Consider the following 13,629-nt stretch of genomic DNA (forward strand, 5'->3'; position numbering starts at 1 on the left):
TTTGCGGCTGCCCCTGCCAGCGCAGAGCCACGACGCGACTCTCCGAAGTTCCCCAGGTCAGGTGTGGTGGCGTGTACCGAAGATCACGCGTGCGCCCCTGGTGTGCTGCCGTCCCTCGATCGATGCGGCGCTACGGATAGTTATGATCCGTCGCGCCGGTTGGGTACAACGCCAACGGCCCGCATTCGACAGTGAGTTAGGGAGCCCGCTATGCCTTCTCGATCCGAAGTTCCGCAGCTCGAACTGCGTGTCGGCGGTCTGCATCTGACTGTCCAGCGAGTCCCCGGATGGCTGCTCGGCCTGCTCACGACGGCCGGCGGCGCGGCCCTCACCTGGTGGACGCAACGTTAGCCCCGGCACTTGATCTGCAGTCCCCCTCCACCCCTGGAGCTGTTCGGCAGGGTGCCGGGGGTGACGAGCCGATAATCCGGAACTATGGATTCTGGGTCAGTATTTGTAGGTTCGTGCAGCGTGCAACCTCGCTATCAGGTCGCCTGATTGGCTCATTTGCGAGATCTCCGGCGTGTTAGCCGGATGCAGTCTGGTTAGGTGTTTCGGGCAAGTAGTCCAGCTGCTCGATCACAAGCGAGGTTGAATTGTTCAGAAGGAGAGCGGCGACGCTCGGCGCTTTGTTGTTATCGGTCGTCATGGCTATGTCGAGCCAGCCGGCAACCGGAGCGACCGCAGACGGGAGCGAGGAGGAGATAGTTCCTCTGACTGTCGTCGATGCAGATCATTCCGAGTTGAAGATTGGCGACCGAGTTCCGACCGAGGATCTCCCCTGGAACCAGGGAGAGCAGGCGAAGGACCAGACGTGGAAGCCCCTCACTGAGCACGGTGATGTCATTGCGCAGCGCACGGGGGTCACGTACAAGGTCAACCTGGACGACTATCAGGAAGGCGTTCCAGCCGAGCGGGAAACCTTCGACGAGTGGGACCCGATCAACAGGTGTCGTGGCGTCCTCAACGGAGCAGAAGGCGTGCGTATCCTGAACCGATACGACTACTGCTCGGTCAAGAAGTTCACTTTCTACTGGGTGGTCAAGTCCACCGGTGAAGTCACCGGTAAGACGAGTTTCGTACAGACCACGGCCGGGCAGGCCCCCGCTGACCGCCGCGAGATCTACTACATGGTGAATCTCGGGTACTTCGATTTCGAGGGGTACTACCGCGACATACCTTTCGCCGTGGTCGGCGAGTCCCTGGGATACAGCGGTTCTGACGGCTCGAATCCGGCTTGCGGCGTAATCAACAGTGCCAACAATCCGACGACTCTTGAGCAATGGCGAACGAGGGGTGCCGCAGTGGCCTCGATCGTTTTTGATCAGGACAAGTCAAAAGGGTACGGGCGGGACTTTGTGTCGCGCTGCAACATCTCGACAACGATCAACCCGAAGGATTTCAAGCTGCGCAGTGCGGAAACTCCGATCCGCTTCGACTCTGCTGGCTACGTAGGGGCTATTGGCAGCAGTGGCATATTCGACGGGGCCATTCCTACGATGGTGTACGACCTGGCGTCTCCGTCCCATGGCGCTGTCGCCGCTCACATTCAGACGGCATTCAACGACCCAGCCTCGACTGCACCATCCGTTCCCGGCAAGAACATTCCTGGGAAGTCTATGGAGCGGCCTCTGAGGCGCTTGTATGAGACATGGGACAAGCCTGCCGCCAACCAGCGCAACAATAACGTGCGCGCCAAGGACAAGGCCTGTCTCCCGATTAGGCCTGCCGATACGACAGGCCTGGACTGTGACGAATTTCCATTCGGGTCAACCTGGGAGGGTCCCGCTGCGGGCACCAACTTCTCGGTGAGGTATCTCGATTGGAAGCAGAACCGGTCGGCAGGGGGTAGCCTCGCGAACTTCTATGCGAGGGACCGGGTCATCCATTGGGATCGCTTCATCGTAGAAATCGTGAACTCGGGCTGAAGTAGTAGCCAGAGTAAGCAGGGCTGACCCGCACCGTGCCCCGTCTATTATGAGGCGGGGTACGGCCATACTCGAATGTCGTACTCTTCGAGATCGTCGCCGCTCCCGTCTCCGGATCGCCAAACCTTTACGTGGTAGTCGCCCTCGGATTCCAGTACGAGTACGGATCCCGGTTCCTTTCCCTCCACGTTCCTGAGAGTGATTTCTCGCTCAGGCGCCGTGATCAGGCTCTGGCCGAGAAACGTACCTCGCGCGTCAGGTGCCGGATTCTCCCAAGAGGATAGGGTCACCCTCACCACTCCGTCTCTCAAGGTGGGAATTCCTACCGATTCCCCTCCTCCTGCGATCGAATTCTCTTCCGGGATTGCCTCTGTAAGGTCAGGATCGGGGCCGCCTGCGGCGACGAGCCAGAATTCTCTGTACGATACGAAGAAGCTGTCGTATACGACGTCTTCGGGAGTTTGAGCGTCGCCGTCGAAAGTCAGGTCATGATCCATGGCCGCGAGCCTAGCGTTGCCGGTCCTACCAGGTCATGGAGATGCTCCGCCTTTTTGACAGGTTGGCTTGTAGTGTTCGTCACGAGACGGATGCCGGGCTTCACTGGATGCCCTTCAGTCAGGTGTGAGCGACGGCGATCGAGACGGCGAACGACCAGTCCACGTCGAGACGCGCGTTTACATCTGGTGCAGGGCTTCTATGAAGCGGTCCGTCATTCGCCGCCGCCCTCCCAGTCGCCGGCCTCCAGCTCCTCGAACAGGCACGCCGCTTCGAAGGCGCAGTAGTCGTCCTCGGATGCCAGATCGGACCCCCAGGCGGTGCTGATGGAGCCGCCGACGCCGCTCACGTGGTACTGGTCAATGGCCGGGTACTCGGGCGTACGGAACGGGCCGGCCAGGATCTTCAGGCGGTTGTCGTCGTAGTAGACGACGTCGCCTTCGTTGAACGTGCCGCTCATGTCTCCTCTTTCATGATCCAGGCCCGGGTCTCCGCGATCCGGCAGCCGGCGCAGACGTTGACGAGGACAAGCTCGGTGTCGGTGACGTCGAAGGTGCCGCTGCCGTACGGGCCGAAGCAGAGGGCGCACACGTCCGGCGGGGTCGTTGGGCTAGCCATCGGCCGGGTCGATGAGGTCGGCGGCGTAGCGGACTATCCGGTCGAGGTCGGGTCCGGTGTAGGTCGCCCGGATCTTCTCCGCCAGCTGGTGGGCGATGTGCTTCTCGAAGCGCTCGACCTCGGCGAGGGCCTCGGCCCGGGTGCACATGACGCCGAACGAGCGGATCAGGTCAGCCAGGCGTTCTCGGTTGGTCACAGGTCGACCTCGATCGGCTCGGCTCCACGGTCGATGGCGGCGTCCCACATCTCCGAGCTGGAGCGGAAGCCCCAGCCGACGGTGACGAAGTAGACGGGGACGTCGCGGAGGTCCCGGCCCCGGAGCTGATTCGGGGTGGTGACGATGTCGATGTCGTTGACGGTGGCGTCGCGCTGCCGGGCGAAGTGGACGCCGAGGCGGTGGATCGGGGTGATGACGACGGCCTTGGTCATTCGCCAGCTTCCCGGGCATCGTCGGCGGCACCGCGGAGGGCGGCGACAACGTCGCTGGCTGTCCTCTCCGGCCGGTCGTTCCACTCGATGGATGTGGCGTCGGACGTCTGCTGGACGTAGCGGAGCATGTAGTGGCCGGCCTTGCCGAACGCCAGGACTTGAGAGTCGGCGGCAGTGGCGATGCCGCTGTCTCGCCACGCCACCCCGAAGGCGGCGCGGCTGATGGCGCCGGCCTGGCAGCAGGGGGCGGTGCGGTTCTTCTCGGCCTGATGGGTGTAGGCGAACACGCTGCCGCTGATCTCGGCGCAGAGAGCTTCGGCGACGGCGTCCATGTCGGCCATGAACCCCTCGTCGAAGGGGCGTTGGGCGTCGCGGAGGTAGGTGTGGAAGGCTCGCCCGTCGACCCGGAGCAGGGTGTAGGTGCGGCGGGGGAGGATGGTGCGCTGTGCCGCCTCGTACCGCTTCATGCGGTCGCCGAGGGCGGTGTCGTCGGTCATCCGGGAGCTCCCCACAGGAGGTGGCAGATGCCGTAGAGGCCCCCGATGATGACCGCCCAGGTGAGGAGAGCGGAGATCAGTAGGAAGACGGAGTTCTCGCGGTCGTTACGGCTCATGCGTAGTACCTCTGTGTAGGCGTGCCGGCGGCTTCGGCGAGGTCGGCGCATCCGGTGGCGCCGTGGGACGGGTGGGGGTCGGTGCGGCGGCAGCGGGGGCTGGTGCAGGGGCCGATGAACGCGAGGCAGGCGTCGGCGCCGATGCCGACCATGAAGCCGTTGCGGCGGGGCCCAGCCCCCGGCCACGGGCCGAAGTCCTGCGTCGGGTGCCCGCGTGCCGGGTGCGGTTCTTCGGTGACGAACCACGGCCTCCGCTGCTCGCGGACCCAGGCGGAGGCGATGGCGTCGGCCCCGGTGGGGCACGCCCCGTGGACGACGACCAGGAGCCTGCTGTGCGGGGTGAGGACGTAGATGTCGTCGAGGGCTTCGCGGACGGCGTCGGTGTCGGTCCAGTCGCGGCTGCCGGTGGCGAGGATCCGGTAGGAGGTTGCGGCCACGTCTCTCCTTCGGGTTCGGCATGATGTGCCGGTGGACGTGTGGAACTACTTCGAAGGCAAGCCCGAGTTGCTCACCGCAGTTGCCGCGGTCATCGCCATCGGCGGTGCTCTGGTTGGCGCGAAGATCCAGGCGAACAGTGGCAGGGCTCAGGCGGCAGCGGCGCGGGAGGCCGCGGTGATCGCTGCTGAGGCCCAGCGAGTGGCCGATCTGTGGACCGTTCGGCAACTCCAGGTCGCTGAACTGGTGCGTGGAGCTCGTAGGTTGTTCCAACTCTGCGAGCGTCTCTGGTACGAGGATGACGTGGAGGCTCGGCTCAGAGTCGAATCCCAGTCCGAGGAACTGGCCCTGAGGCTGGCTGAAGTTGAACTCCTCGCTACAGACGATGTCGTGGAATGTGCGCAGCAGCTGGTGACCGCAGCCTTGCGCTACGAGGAGATATCTGACCTCCACTCCGGGGTCACCCGAGCCAGGGCCGCCGTATATCTGCTTACCAGGAATGACGATCATTTGGCTACGGAGGTGACCGAGGTGATGTCGCTGCACAGGGAGGGAGATCCCGAACGCGCTGTGCAATGGCTGACCAATATCTTTCCTAACATTTCCCGGGAACTAATTGAGCACCTGGTTGCATACGATGCCGTGGAAGATGACTACATTAGGAACGAGAGAAGCAGTGCGAAGCATGAGTTCCGCATGGCGGCGAGGCACCTCGTTGCGGCTACTCGGGTGATGCTGCGAGCCAGGGATGACGTTGCCCCGGTCTTGCCTCGGCAGCGCCGGCGGTATCGACGGAACCAGGCAGAGACCGCCGAGAGTTCGGCATGATGTGCCGATGAAGTACTTCGAGGACAACCCCGAGATCTTCGCCGCCCTGGTCGCCGCCATCGCCATCCTCGGCGGCCTCCTCGGCAGCGTCATCGGCGCCAAGATCCAGGCAAAGAGCGGCCAGGATCAGGCCGCGGCGGCGCGGGAAGCGGCCCAGATCGCCGCAGAGGCTCAGCGGGTGGCTGCGCTGTGGACTGTACGGCAGATCCAGGTTGCCGAGTTCATCCAGAGTGCACGCGAATTCGAGCGCGGCATCTTGGATTCGCTCTCTGGGAAGAACAACCCGTTCGATCCTGCGGTCAACAATCAACGGAATGAGGTACGGCATGCGCTGCTTCGGAAGCAGGCAGAGATCGAACTGGTCGCCCCCAGCTCTGTTGCAGAAGTAGCTGATGCTGTGTTTCAAAAGCTAGACACATTTGAGAATGTGGTCAACTTCCTGTGGCCTGAGGCATACGTGACCGCCGCTCTCAATAGGCAGGTCCGCAGAGACGACCCGGCTGCCTCCGCACTTGCCGTTGCGGCACGATCGGCCGTTGACCAGTGGCACGTCGCCCATGAGGCCAACGCCGAGGATGCGAGCAGTAAGCGCCGCGAAGCGCATCAGGCCCTGCGGTCTGCAATGGGTTTGACTACTGAGGATGCGGAGATTGTGTTGTTGAGTATCGTTGTCCTGCCAATCCTCTCCGGCGCGAGAGAAGAACGCCAAAACGAACTCAAGGAACTAATGGCGGCCCTCGTTGGCGCTGCCCGCGAGATGCTCCGGTCCGATGACGACGTCGCCCCGACGGTGCCGCCGCAGCGCCGGCGGTGGTGGCGGATGGGGGTGGCTTAGCTCGGCACCGGCCGAGCATCACGAAGCGGTGAAACCTCTGGAGCCTGCCGTGCGTCAGGTTGTATGAATCTTCTTGCGCAGCGACGTGGAGCATTCATCAGCGGAGGCCGAGACGCATGAGTAGCAGCCCACAAAACAGGGACACGTCGGCTGGGACGCCGAATCCGGCCGCGACATCGGCGCCGCCGCAGCAACCGCCCACGGCGGCAACGGACGGAGCGCAGGAGCGCCCTCGGCGGCCCGCCGGGCGCTTAGGCGAGTGGGCGGCTCTGATCTCTGCCGTTGCGGCAGTGGCCGGTGTAGCGCTCGGCTTCCTAGGCCTGCCGGCACTCGTCAAGTCGCCCACAGCACGCCCAGACACGGTGTACGTCACCGTGACCCCCACGCCATCCGCGACCCCGACAGCCGCGCCAACGACGCAGTCGCCCACGGCGATCCCCAGCAGCCCGCCGCCGGTCTCCTCGCCTCCCACCGCGTTCAACGGGACTGTACTCACGTTCCCTGTGGGCGAGGACTACGGATTCCGCCTGCGGGGACCGAACCCTACGCTCGAACGCAGCTCGCCGGTGCTGGACTTCTATCGCGAGAGCGACGACGTGATCGCGCAAAATGACTCCCGGATCGTCGCGCTCAAGCCGGAGGAGCCAGGCACCCTCGCCACGTGCAAGTCGGTCACCCGCTTCATCACCGCGCTCAACGTCGATGAGCTGGAGGCGGGGATGCGATTCTGCTTCGAGTCGGGCAAGGGAGCCATCGCGCTGGTGGAGGTGCCCAGGAACGGTGAGCGGAGCGACTTCCTCGACCTCGCCGTCCAGTACCTCGGGAAGCGCTGAGAGGCACATGGCTCACGATGGCCACTCCTCCCAGCCGCCGTTGTCCCAGTCGTACTGGCGGAGGGTGGTCCACTCATCCACGGTGGGGTCGGCGTTCTCCGCGCCGGCGAAGACCCTGACGAACGCGACCGGGGCGCCGTTGCCGTTCTTCTCCACCCGCTTCACGATCACTCGCTCGGTGACGTCCGCCATCTGGGCGCGGATACTCCAGCTCACCTTCCGGGAGTAGGTCTTCCCCTCCTCGAAGAACGTCGGCTTCGGTGGCAGCACGCTGACCGTCCAGCAGGTGCCGCCCCCACGCAGCGGCGCCTTCCCCCAGTTATCGGCCTTGTGTACGACGCCGTCGGCGACGACGTAGGTGCCGGTGTCGGGGACGGCGACGGTGCCCTTGAGTGCGTCGAGGACATAGGCCTTGCGGACGATGTCCATGTAGGGGTGGCCGGTGATCCGAGGGACGGCGTTGACGGCTTCGGCGAGGTTGGTCACGGGCTTCCTCTCGACGGGACGGCAGGGCGGGTGGCACTGGCACATGTCGCCCTCGTCGTGCTCTTCGCGGTGGTAGCTGTTGACGCGGCCGAGGTTGGCCTGCATGCGGCGGGTCATCACCGCACCTCCTGCCAGTCGTAGCCGTCCCACATCGTCCTCGACACCCAGGTGGAATTGCCGCTTCCTGAGAAGGTGGATTTTCCGTAGGCGACCTTGCTGTTTTCGTCGCTGTCGTTGGTGTCGACGCGGACACACTCGAAGACGGTGCCGAGGTTCGACCGGTACGTCTTCCCGGTCTCGAAGAACGTCGGCTTCGACGTCACCCAGAACGTGTAGCGCGACTGTCCCGAGATTAGCGCCCCCGAGATCTTCATCTCGTCTGGCCGGACCACTTCCCCGTCGATGACGAGGACGGGGCCGGTGTCGGGGACATCGACGCTGACGGTGGGGGCGACGGGCTGGCAGGGAGTGCCAGCGGAACAGCCGGCGGCCTCGTTGTGCTCCCTGCCATGGGAGTTGAACGAGGAGTACTCGTTGTTGGCTTGCATGCGGCGGGTCACGAAGGCCCCTTCGGATGGGTTCAACCGAGTCATGACTTCCGTCCTTCGAGGTAGGCGTGGGCCTCGGCCATGGTCATCGCCATCGACCACCCGATGTCCTGGTTGAACCCGTAGGCCCAGTCGCATCGGTGGCAGGCGGCGACGTAGAACCAGCGGTGCCGGATCTTGTCCCAGAGGCCGAAGACGTGAGGCTTGTCCGCCATGAAGCTCTCCGTGTCTTGCTTTGGCTGATAGGCCACTGCTGTATCCCGTGTTCCGTATCTACGGTTTGGGCCCTGCACGTATCAGCCGTGCGGCCAGTGGATCTCGCACCTTCAGGAGGTATGACGTGCAACGAAGGATCACCGCATTAGCCGGAACGCTCGGAGCCCTGGCTGCTCTGGCGGTGGCAGCTCCGCAGTCGGCATCGGCGTTTCCGTCCGGCTGCTCGGCTTCCAACTACTCGACTTGGGCGTACAGCCTGTGTGAAGACCCGTGGACCGGTGGAGAGCACCGGGTATCCATCACCTGTTCCAACGGCGGGCCGCGCAAATTCGGGACGGTCGGGCCCTGGCGAGCCTGGAACGTGACCTCACGCGCAGACTGCCCCGCGGGCTGGTGGCTGAGCACCTGGCGATACTCGACGCGAGACTAGGGCGGCATCGCCCTTCCGGGCGGGGCCTACGAGATCGATTCGACGCCGCAGGCGACCAGATCGCGAGCCATGTTGCAGGGCACCGCGTTCCCGGCCATCCGGACCCGGTCACGCTTCGACCCCCGCCACCGGTACGACCCCGGGAACGCCATCGCGGCGGCGTACTCCTCGGCCTGAAGCATCCGGAAGCCGCAGTCCTCCACCGACAGCGCATGCTCGACAAGGGCGGCGCCATCGACCGTCGTCACCGTCGGCAGAGGCTCCGAGGCCGGCCTCGCCACCCCGGTCCGGTAGTACGGGAGGACCAGGCCGTGGTGGTTGCCCGACGCGCACACCGTGGCGAGGGGCTCCGACGTAGGCCGGTGCTTCGATCCGCCGCCCCGGAGCTCGGCGATGAACGGGGGAGTGACCACCGCGGTCGTCTCCCGGGTCGTCACCGTACGCATCGGCCCGGACGGCAGGTAGGCGCTGTCGTTCCACGTGCCGCCGGCCGGGACCAGGAGCCCCGTCTCGTTCCTGCCGGTACAGGTACGCATCGGCCGGTCAACCGAGAACGGCTCCTTCCCCTCACGCCCCTCCACCGGGACGAGGGCTGCGCCGTACTTCTCCAGGCCCGACCGGATCCGGGCCATCGTCTTCTCCGCGAGCGGCCGAGCTCGGTCACCGATCCGCGGTGCCTCGATCGACCAGTCGATGATGTTCGAGGCGGCACCCACGGGAGGCTTCACCTCGACCCGGCAGCGCGGGCAGGTGTAGATGTACTGCCTGCCGTACTTCCCGGCGGTGTTGCCGTTCTTCCACGTCTGCCGGGCGTCGACCGGACCACAGTCGGCGCAGACGGCCCGCGGCGACGTCCACCGCTCGATGTCCGGGCAGCGGGTCCCCTTCGGGTGGAACAGGCAGAACCACCGGTCACGCCACTGGTCGGCGGCCGGTCCGGCCTGCCCGGCGAAGGCGGCGTTGAGGAACACCTCGTGCAGGCAGTACCCGAGGTCCTCCAGGCTGATCTTCCAGGCGCGGAAGCCCACCCACTTGCGGATCCAGGCATGGACGACTACGCCGAGCCCCGCCTGCCGCTGGTCACGCTTGAGGAAGCCCGTCAGGCCATCGCGCTGCTGCTGCACTACCAGGACGAGTCGACGGAGGAAGGCCGTGCCGCGGGCACACTGGCGCGCGACCTCGCTCTACGACTCCCGGCGGAGGAGAGGTGAAAGGGGGCCAGGGCACGGCCTCACGCGGAGCAGGGCCCAGGTATCTACGCGGAATGTACAACTCCGCGCGACTTGGCGGTATAAGACGATGTCATGCATATTCTCGCCGCCGAGGAGGCGGGCGTCGACCCGTGGGCCATTGTCGCTGCCACGGCAGCCGTGCTTGCGATTCCGACAGCCTTGTTCGTCGCCTGGCTTGCTTACAGGGCCATTTGGCCCAGGCGGATCCTGCGCTGGTCTGTCAAGGTGACGAGCCTGAAGACCCGCGAGATGGACCACGGGGGCGTCGCCGTGACGCACAGCGGAGCAGAGCTGAACGAGCCCCACCTGATAGAGGTCGTACTGCACAACGTTGGCAACAAAGACCTGGACGTTGCACACTTCAATGGCCTTCCGGTTGAGTTGACGTGCTCGGCGACCATCGTTGCCACGCTGGATCCGCGGTCGGTCCCAGCCCAGTTGCGATCCTTCGGAGCTACCGAGGATCACACGCGTCACAAGCTCATCCTCAACACGGCATCGCCTCTCCATAAGAAGCAGGCGATGACCTATCGCATGATCGTCAACGGTACTCTCCCCGAGATCGAGCTACAGGCCTCCGTGAGTAATACACGCATCGTCCGGAAGGATGAGTCGGCAGCCGAGTGGGTTCCCCCACGAGTGCTTGTCGCAAGCGTCCTCAGCAGTCTCTGCTTCACGGGAGCGGTGGTATACGCCGCCTCCATGTGGGCGCGGTACCGCTAGGCCGTGTATCGAAAGTGGATCTTGGGCTGTGAATGATCACAGGTCATGGGTCGGGGAGATCTCACGGACGAGCAGCGGGCGATGCTGGAACCGTTGTTGCCGAAGGGTGCCGGGGCGGGGCAACCATCCGTCTGGCCTCGGCGGCAGGTGCTGGACGTCTTGCCCCATCCGTTCCGCATAGATTCCCTATGTGCAAGAACTGCGAGACATGGGTGCCCGGCATGATCAGAAAGGCGCACACCGGATGAGTGACGAGCAGAGCAGGGCGAGGGAGGAATCCCTTGGCAGGGCGTTCACCAGTGCCTCGCGCGTCGAGTGCGGTCCCGTGATAATCGAGGCGGCCCGCCTGGCCTACCAGGAGGCGGGTTTCGACGTCACCGACGAGCTCGTGACGTTCCTCGGGAGGTACGGCGAGACGACGGTCTTCTGGCCGTCGCACGTCACCGGGGACGAGACCTCGCTGACGATCTCGGTGGAGGAGGCCGCGGAGGCGTTCGCGCCGTACGTGCGGTACTTCGAGAAGCGTCTCGGCATGTCCGCCCTGCCGGTGGGCCTCGCCCTCGAGACCGAGGAGATGGTTCTCCTCGCGGAGAACGGTGACATCGTCCTCGGTGGCGACGCCGGAGTTCAGCGGGTCGCGCACGGCTTCGAGGAAGCCGTGCGGGCCCTGATCTCGGGCGACTGGGACATGAGATTCTTCTAGTCGCCGCAGCTCTAACGGCAGGTGCTGATCACAGCCACTCATTGATAGCAGCGATGAGGACGGTCGCCTCGTACCGAACCGCAAGCTTGTCGTAGCGCGTGGTAACCGCACGGTGCCTCTTGAGACGGTTGATCCCGCACTCGACCGCGTGACGCTCGCGGTAGTCAGCCGGATCGAAGCGTGGCGGCCGACCACCACGCGAACCGAGCTGCCGGCGGTTGCGCGTCTGATCAGCCTTGTCCGGGATGGTGCAGCGAATCCCCCGGCGGCGTAGATAGGCGCGATTCCTCCGGGAGGCATACGCATACGCCTTGTCGGCCCGCACTCGATCGGGCCGGACCCGCGGTCGGCCCGGCCCGATGCGGGGCACGCGGACTTTCTCCAGCACCGGTTCGAACTGCGGCGAGTCTCCGCGCTGCCCTGCCGTCACCACGATCGACATCGGTTTCAGGCCCTGCTCGACGGCCCCTGGCAGGCGACCGTGAGGCGGACCAGGCGGCCCGCCGGCACTTCGTCGGCCAGGGCGCGGAGCTGGACGGCGGTGCGGGCGATCAGCTCGCGGGCGCCGGGGGTGTCCAGGACGTGGGCGTAGACGTCGGCGTCCAGGCCGGTGCGGTAGCGCATCGCGGGGTTGTCGGCCGGGTAGAGCAGCGCGCGGCGGAGATCGAGATACCGCCCGCCGGTGACGAGCTCGTGAGCGCCGTCGTGACGGGCGCCGATCGAACGGATGACAGCGGTGACGGGACTCAGCCAGTCCAGGAATGTGGTCTGCATGGCTCCACCCTCCCCGCGTCGCCGGACCACTGACAGGGGTTGTCCGTTGCGTCCTTGAGGACGCAACGGACAACGGCACCGGCGCAGTTCCCGCCCGGGAGGCCACTGCGGCTTCGAAGGTTGGGACGGCCCGGCAGTACTCCCCCCAGAGCGCCTCTGGGTGCCGGGCCTCACCCATGCACGCCATATCGGCACGGGCTGACAGCGACCCTAGCGACCCGCGTCCGGACCCGCCTGCCGATGCCGAACCTGACCCGGTCGACAGCGGCCCGGTGACAGCCTCAGCACTCCGGCCGCGCCCGGGGTGACGGTCAGTCTGGCTTTGTTCACGACTTCCGGCAGCGATTGTTCAGCGCGTTGGGAGGCGGTCTTTCGTGAGGGAAGTCGTTGTTCACGAGATGGGGCGGCACCGTGTTGAGGGCGGCCGCGGCCGGTACTCGGGATCGAACGTTGCCGGCGTCATGACGCGACGCAACCGCCATCGCGGCTCTTCCCCCGATAGCGGTTGCGTCGTGTCTCAGTTCAGCCGGGTGGCGGCGTAGGCCTCGATGGCGTCGCGCTGGTACGCGGCCAGGCCGGGAGCGATGGCCTCGCATGCCGCGCGCCACGTCTCGCATACGGTTTGGCCGCTACCGCGCCGGCGGGGGTGACGAAATTTCTCTGCACTAAGTCAAGCCGAGCGGTCTGCAGTTAGTCGTGGCGGGCGAGTTTGACCGAGGAGACGAGCAGGATGACGGCGAGGGCGGGGATGAGGACGGTGTCGGGGAAGACGCCGAGGAGGAGTCCACCGAGGATGGCGCCGAAGACGGAGCCGGCGGCCATGATGGCGGTGAAGCGGAGGTTGGCGCCGAGGACGGCGAAGCTTCCGTCACAGCTGTAGCGGGCGAAGGCGACGAGCATGGTGGGCAGTGAGACCAGCAGGGACAGGCTTCCGGCGGTCTTGATGTCCTCGCCGAAGAGCAACACGATCGTGGGGATCAGCAGCTCGCCGCCGGCGACGCCCATGATCGCGGCGACGCCGATGCCGAACCCGGCCGCGACCCCGGCGGGGATCTGGGCCCAGAGCGGCAGCGCGAGGGTGTCCAGGGTGGTGGTGTGGGTGACGACAAGAGCGGCCGCCATGAGGACCATGAGCCCGGCGAGGACCTTGTAGAGAGTCGCTGACCGCATGCGGACCGCCCAGGACGCCCCGGCCCAGGCGCCGAGCAGGCTGCCGGCCAGCAGGTTAACGGCGACAGGCCAGCGGGCGGCGACCTCGGCGGCCGGAACGGCAGCGAAGCGGGCGGGCAGCGCGACCAGGACCACGACCAGGCTCATCGCCTTGTTCAGGATGACCGCCGAGAGGGCGGCGAATCCGAAGAGGCCGATCAGCAGCGGCAGGCGGAACTCCGCGCCGCCCAGCCCGATCATCCCGCCCAGCACGCCGATCGCGGCGCCGGCGCCGAAAACAACGGGGGCCGAGCGCTTCGCGCCGATCGGGACGAGGGTGTGGTCCGTGGTCAT

General features: G+C 65.6%; 21 protein-coding genes and 2 pseudogenes. 8 read left to right on the plus strand and 15 right to left on the minus strand.

Annotation, left to right across the window (positions count from 1 at the left end; genetic code table 11):
• The first annotated feature begins 210 nt into the window (after positions 1–210).
• A complete protein-coding gene (locus tag ABT129_RS30545; RefSeq protein ID WP_351908064.1) occupies positions 211–351 on the plus strand; it encodes a hypothetical protein in 141 nt (46 codons plus the stop codon).
• 392 nt (positions 352–743) lie between these two features.
• Positions 744–1,928: a NucA/NucB deoxyribonuclease domain-containing protein gene (locus ABT129_RS30550; RefSeq protein ID WP_351908066.1), complete on the plus strand. Its 1,185-nt coding sequence runs from the start codon at positions 744–746 to the stop codon at positions 1,926–1,928.
• A 47-nt stretch (positions 1,929–1,975) separates the two neighbouring features.
• Here the strand turns inward: ABT129_RS30550 and ABT129_RS30555 are convergent, their stop codons facing one another.
• The 7 genes from ABT129_RS30555 to ABT129_RS30585 form a co-directional block, all read right to left on the minus strand.
• Positions 1,976–2,425 (minus strand): hypothetical protein, encoded by a 450-nt coding sequence (locus ABT129_RS30555; protein ID WP_351908068.1) that lies wholly within the window; start codon positions 2,423–2,425, stop codon positions 1,976–1,978.
• Positions 2,426–2,637: 212 nt separating this feature from the next.
• Complete coding sequence (locus ABT129_RS30560) at positions 2,638–2,883, minus strand: hypothetical protein (protein WP_351908070.1); 246 nt, start codon at positions 2,881–2,883, stop codon at positions 2,638–2,640.
• Positions 2,880–3,041, minus strand: coding sequence for a hypothetical protein (locus ABT129_RS30565; RefSeq protein WP_351908072.1), 162 nt, complete (start codon positions 3,039–3,041; stop codon positions 2,880–2,882). The genes ABT129_RS30560 and ABT129_RS30565 overlap by 4 nt, the downstream gene beginning before the upstream one ends.
• Positions 3,034–3,237, minus strand: a complete 204-nt coding sequence (locus ABT129_RS30570) for a hypothetical protein (protein ID WP_351908074.1) — start codon at positions 3,235–3,237, stop codon at positions 3,034–3,036. Before ABT129_RS30570 ends, ABT129_RS30565 begins: the two co-directional genes overlap by 8 nt.
• The gene (locus ABT129_RS30575) at positions 3,234–3,470 is read right to left on the minus strand and encodes a hypothetical protein (RefSeq protein WP_351908076.1); all 237 of its coding nucleotides are present in this window, start codon (positions 3,468–3,470) and stop codon (positions 3,234–3,236) included. The genes ABT129_RS30570 and ABT129_RS30575 overlap by 4 nt, the downstream gene beginning before the upstream one ends.
• Positions 3,467–3,967 (minus strand): DUF6197 family protein, encoded by a 501-nt coding sequence (locus ABT129_RS30580; protein WP_351908078.1) that lies wholly within the window; start codon positions 3,965–3,967, stop codon positions 3,467–3,469. The genes ABT129_RS30575 and ABT129_RS30580 overlap by 4 nt, the downstream gene beginning before the upstream one ends.
• A 112-nt stretch (positions 3,968–4,079) precedes the next feature.
• A complete protein-coding gene (locus tag ABT129_RS30585; RefSeq protein WP_351908080.1) occupies positions 4,080–4,520 on the minus strand; it encodes an SLOG family protein in 441 nt (146 codons plus the stop codon).
• A gap of 31 nt (positions 4,521–4,551) precedes the next feature.
• Between ABT129_RS30585 and ABT129_RS30590 the strand changes: the two genes are divergently transcribed.
• From ABT129_RS30590 to ABT129_RS30600, 3 genes are all read left to right on the plus strand, one after another.
• Complete coding sequence (locus ABT129_RS30590; RefSeq protein ID WP_351908082.1) at positions 4,552–5,346, plus strand: hypothetical protein; 795 nt, start codon at positions 4,552–4,554, stop codon at positions 5,344–5,346.
• Positions 5,347–5,353: 7 nt separating this feature from the next.
• Positions 5,354–6,181: a PIN domain-containing protein gene (locus tag ABT129_RS30595; RefSeq protein ID WP_351908084.1), complete on the plus strand. Its 828-nt coding sequence runs from the start codon at positions 5,354–5,356 to the stop codon at positions 6,179–6,181.
• A gap of 503 nt (positions 6,182–6,684) precedes the next feature.
• Complete coding sequence (locus ABT129_RS30600) at positions 6,685–7,014, plus strand: hypothetical protein (RefSeq protein ID WP_351908086.1); 330 nt, start codon at positions 6,685–6,687, stop codon at positions 7,012–7,014.
• A 12-nt stretch (positions 7,015–7,026) separates the two neighbouring features.
• Here the strand turns inward: ABT129_RS30600 and ABT129_RS30605 are convergent, their stop codons facing one another.
• The 4 genes from ABT129_RS30605 to ABT129_RS30620 all read right to left on the minus strand — a co-directional run bounded on the left by ABT129_RS30605 (position 7,027) and on the right by ABT129_RS30620 (position 9,722).
• Entirely contained in the window at positions 7,027–7,617 is a 591-nt protein-coding gene (locus ABT129_RS30605) for a hypothetical protein (protein ID WP_351908088.1), read from the minus strand.
• Positions 7,617–8,060, minus strand: a complete 444-nt coding sequence (locus ABT129_RS30610) for a hypothetical protein (protein WP_351908090.1) — start codon at positions 8,058–8,060, stop codon at positions 7,617–7,619. Before ABT129_RS30610 ends, ABT129_RS30605 begins: the two co-directional genes overlap by 1 nt.
• A 29-nt stretch (positions 8,061–8,089) precedes the next feature.
• On the minus strand, positions 8,090–8,263 hold the full coding sequence (locus ABT129_RS30615; protein WP_351908092.1) for a hypothetical protein: 174 nt from the start codon (positions 8,261–8,263) through the stop codon (positions 8,090–8,092).
• Between the two features lie 457 nt (positions 8,264–8,720).
• A complete protein-coding gene (locus ABT129_RS30620; RefSeq protein WP_351908094.1) occupies positions 8,721–9,722 on the minus strand; it encodes a hypothetical protein in 1,002 nt (333 codons plus the stop codon).
• Positions 9,723–9,740: 18 nt separating this feature from the next.
• On the opposite strand from ABT129_RS30620, the gene ABT129_RS30625 reads away from it, so the two are divergent.
• The 3 genes from ABT129_RS30625 (at position 9,741) to ABT129_RS30635 (ending at position 11,352) form a co-directional block, all read left to right on the plus strand.
• Positions 9,741–9,905: a hypothetical protein gene (locus tag ABT129_RS30625; RefSeq protein WP_351908096.1), complete on the plus strand. Its 165-nt coding sequence runs from the start codon at positions 9,741–9,743 to the stop codon at positions 9,903–9,905.
• A 93-nt stretch (positions 9,906–9,998) separates the two neighbouring features.
• Positions 9,999–10,649 (plus strand): hypothetical protein, encoded by a 651-nt coding sequence (locus ABT129_RS30630; protein WP_351908098.1) that lies wholly within the window; start codon positions 9,999–10,001, stop codon positions 10,647–10,649.
• Between the two features lie 244 nt (positions 10,650–10,893).
• Complete coding sequence (locus tag ABT129_RS30635) at positions 10,894–11,352, plus strand: SUKH-3 domain-containing protein (RefSeq protein WP_351908100.1); 459 nt, start codon at positions 10,894–10,896, stop codon at positions 11,350–11,352.
• A 28-nt stretch (positions 11,353–11,380) separates the two neighbouring features.
• Here the strand turns inward: ABT129_RS30635 and ABT129_RS30640 are convergent.
• The 4 genes and pseudogenes from ABT129_RS30640 to ABT129_RS30655 all read right to left on the minus strand — a co-directional run.
• A pseudogene (locus tag ABT129_RS30640) lies at positions 11,381–11,818 on the minus strand (transposase); the annotation flags it as partial.
• Positions 11,800–12,126, minus strand: a complete 327-nt coding sequence (locus ABT129_RS30645; protein WP_351908104.1) for a hypothetical protein — start codon at positions 12,124–12,126, stop codon at positions 11,800–11,802. The gene ABT129_RS30645 and the pseudogene ABT129_RS30640, both read right to left, overlap by 19 nt.
• A 517-nt stretch (positions 12,127–12,643) precedes the next feature.
• Positions 12,644–12,739 (minus strand): annotated as a pseudogene (locus tag ABT129_RS30650) (MerR family transcriptional regulator); the annotation flags it as partial.
• A 77-nt stretch (positions 12,740–12,816) separates the two neighbouring features.
• Entirely contained in the window at positions 12,817–13,629 is an 813-nt protein-coding gene (locus tag ABT129_RS30655) for a sulfite exporter TauE/SafE family protein (RefSeq protein WP_351908106.1), read from the minus strand.

The organism is Streptomyces sp. NPDC002057, assembly GCF_040296665.1.
Lineage (GTDB): Bacteria > Actinomycetota > Actinomycetes > Streptomycetales > Streptomycetaceae > Streptomyces.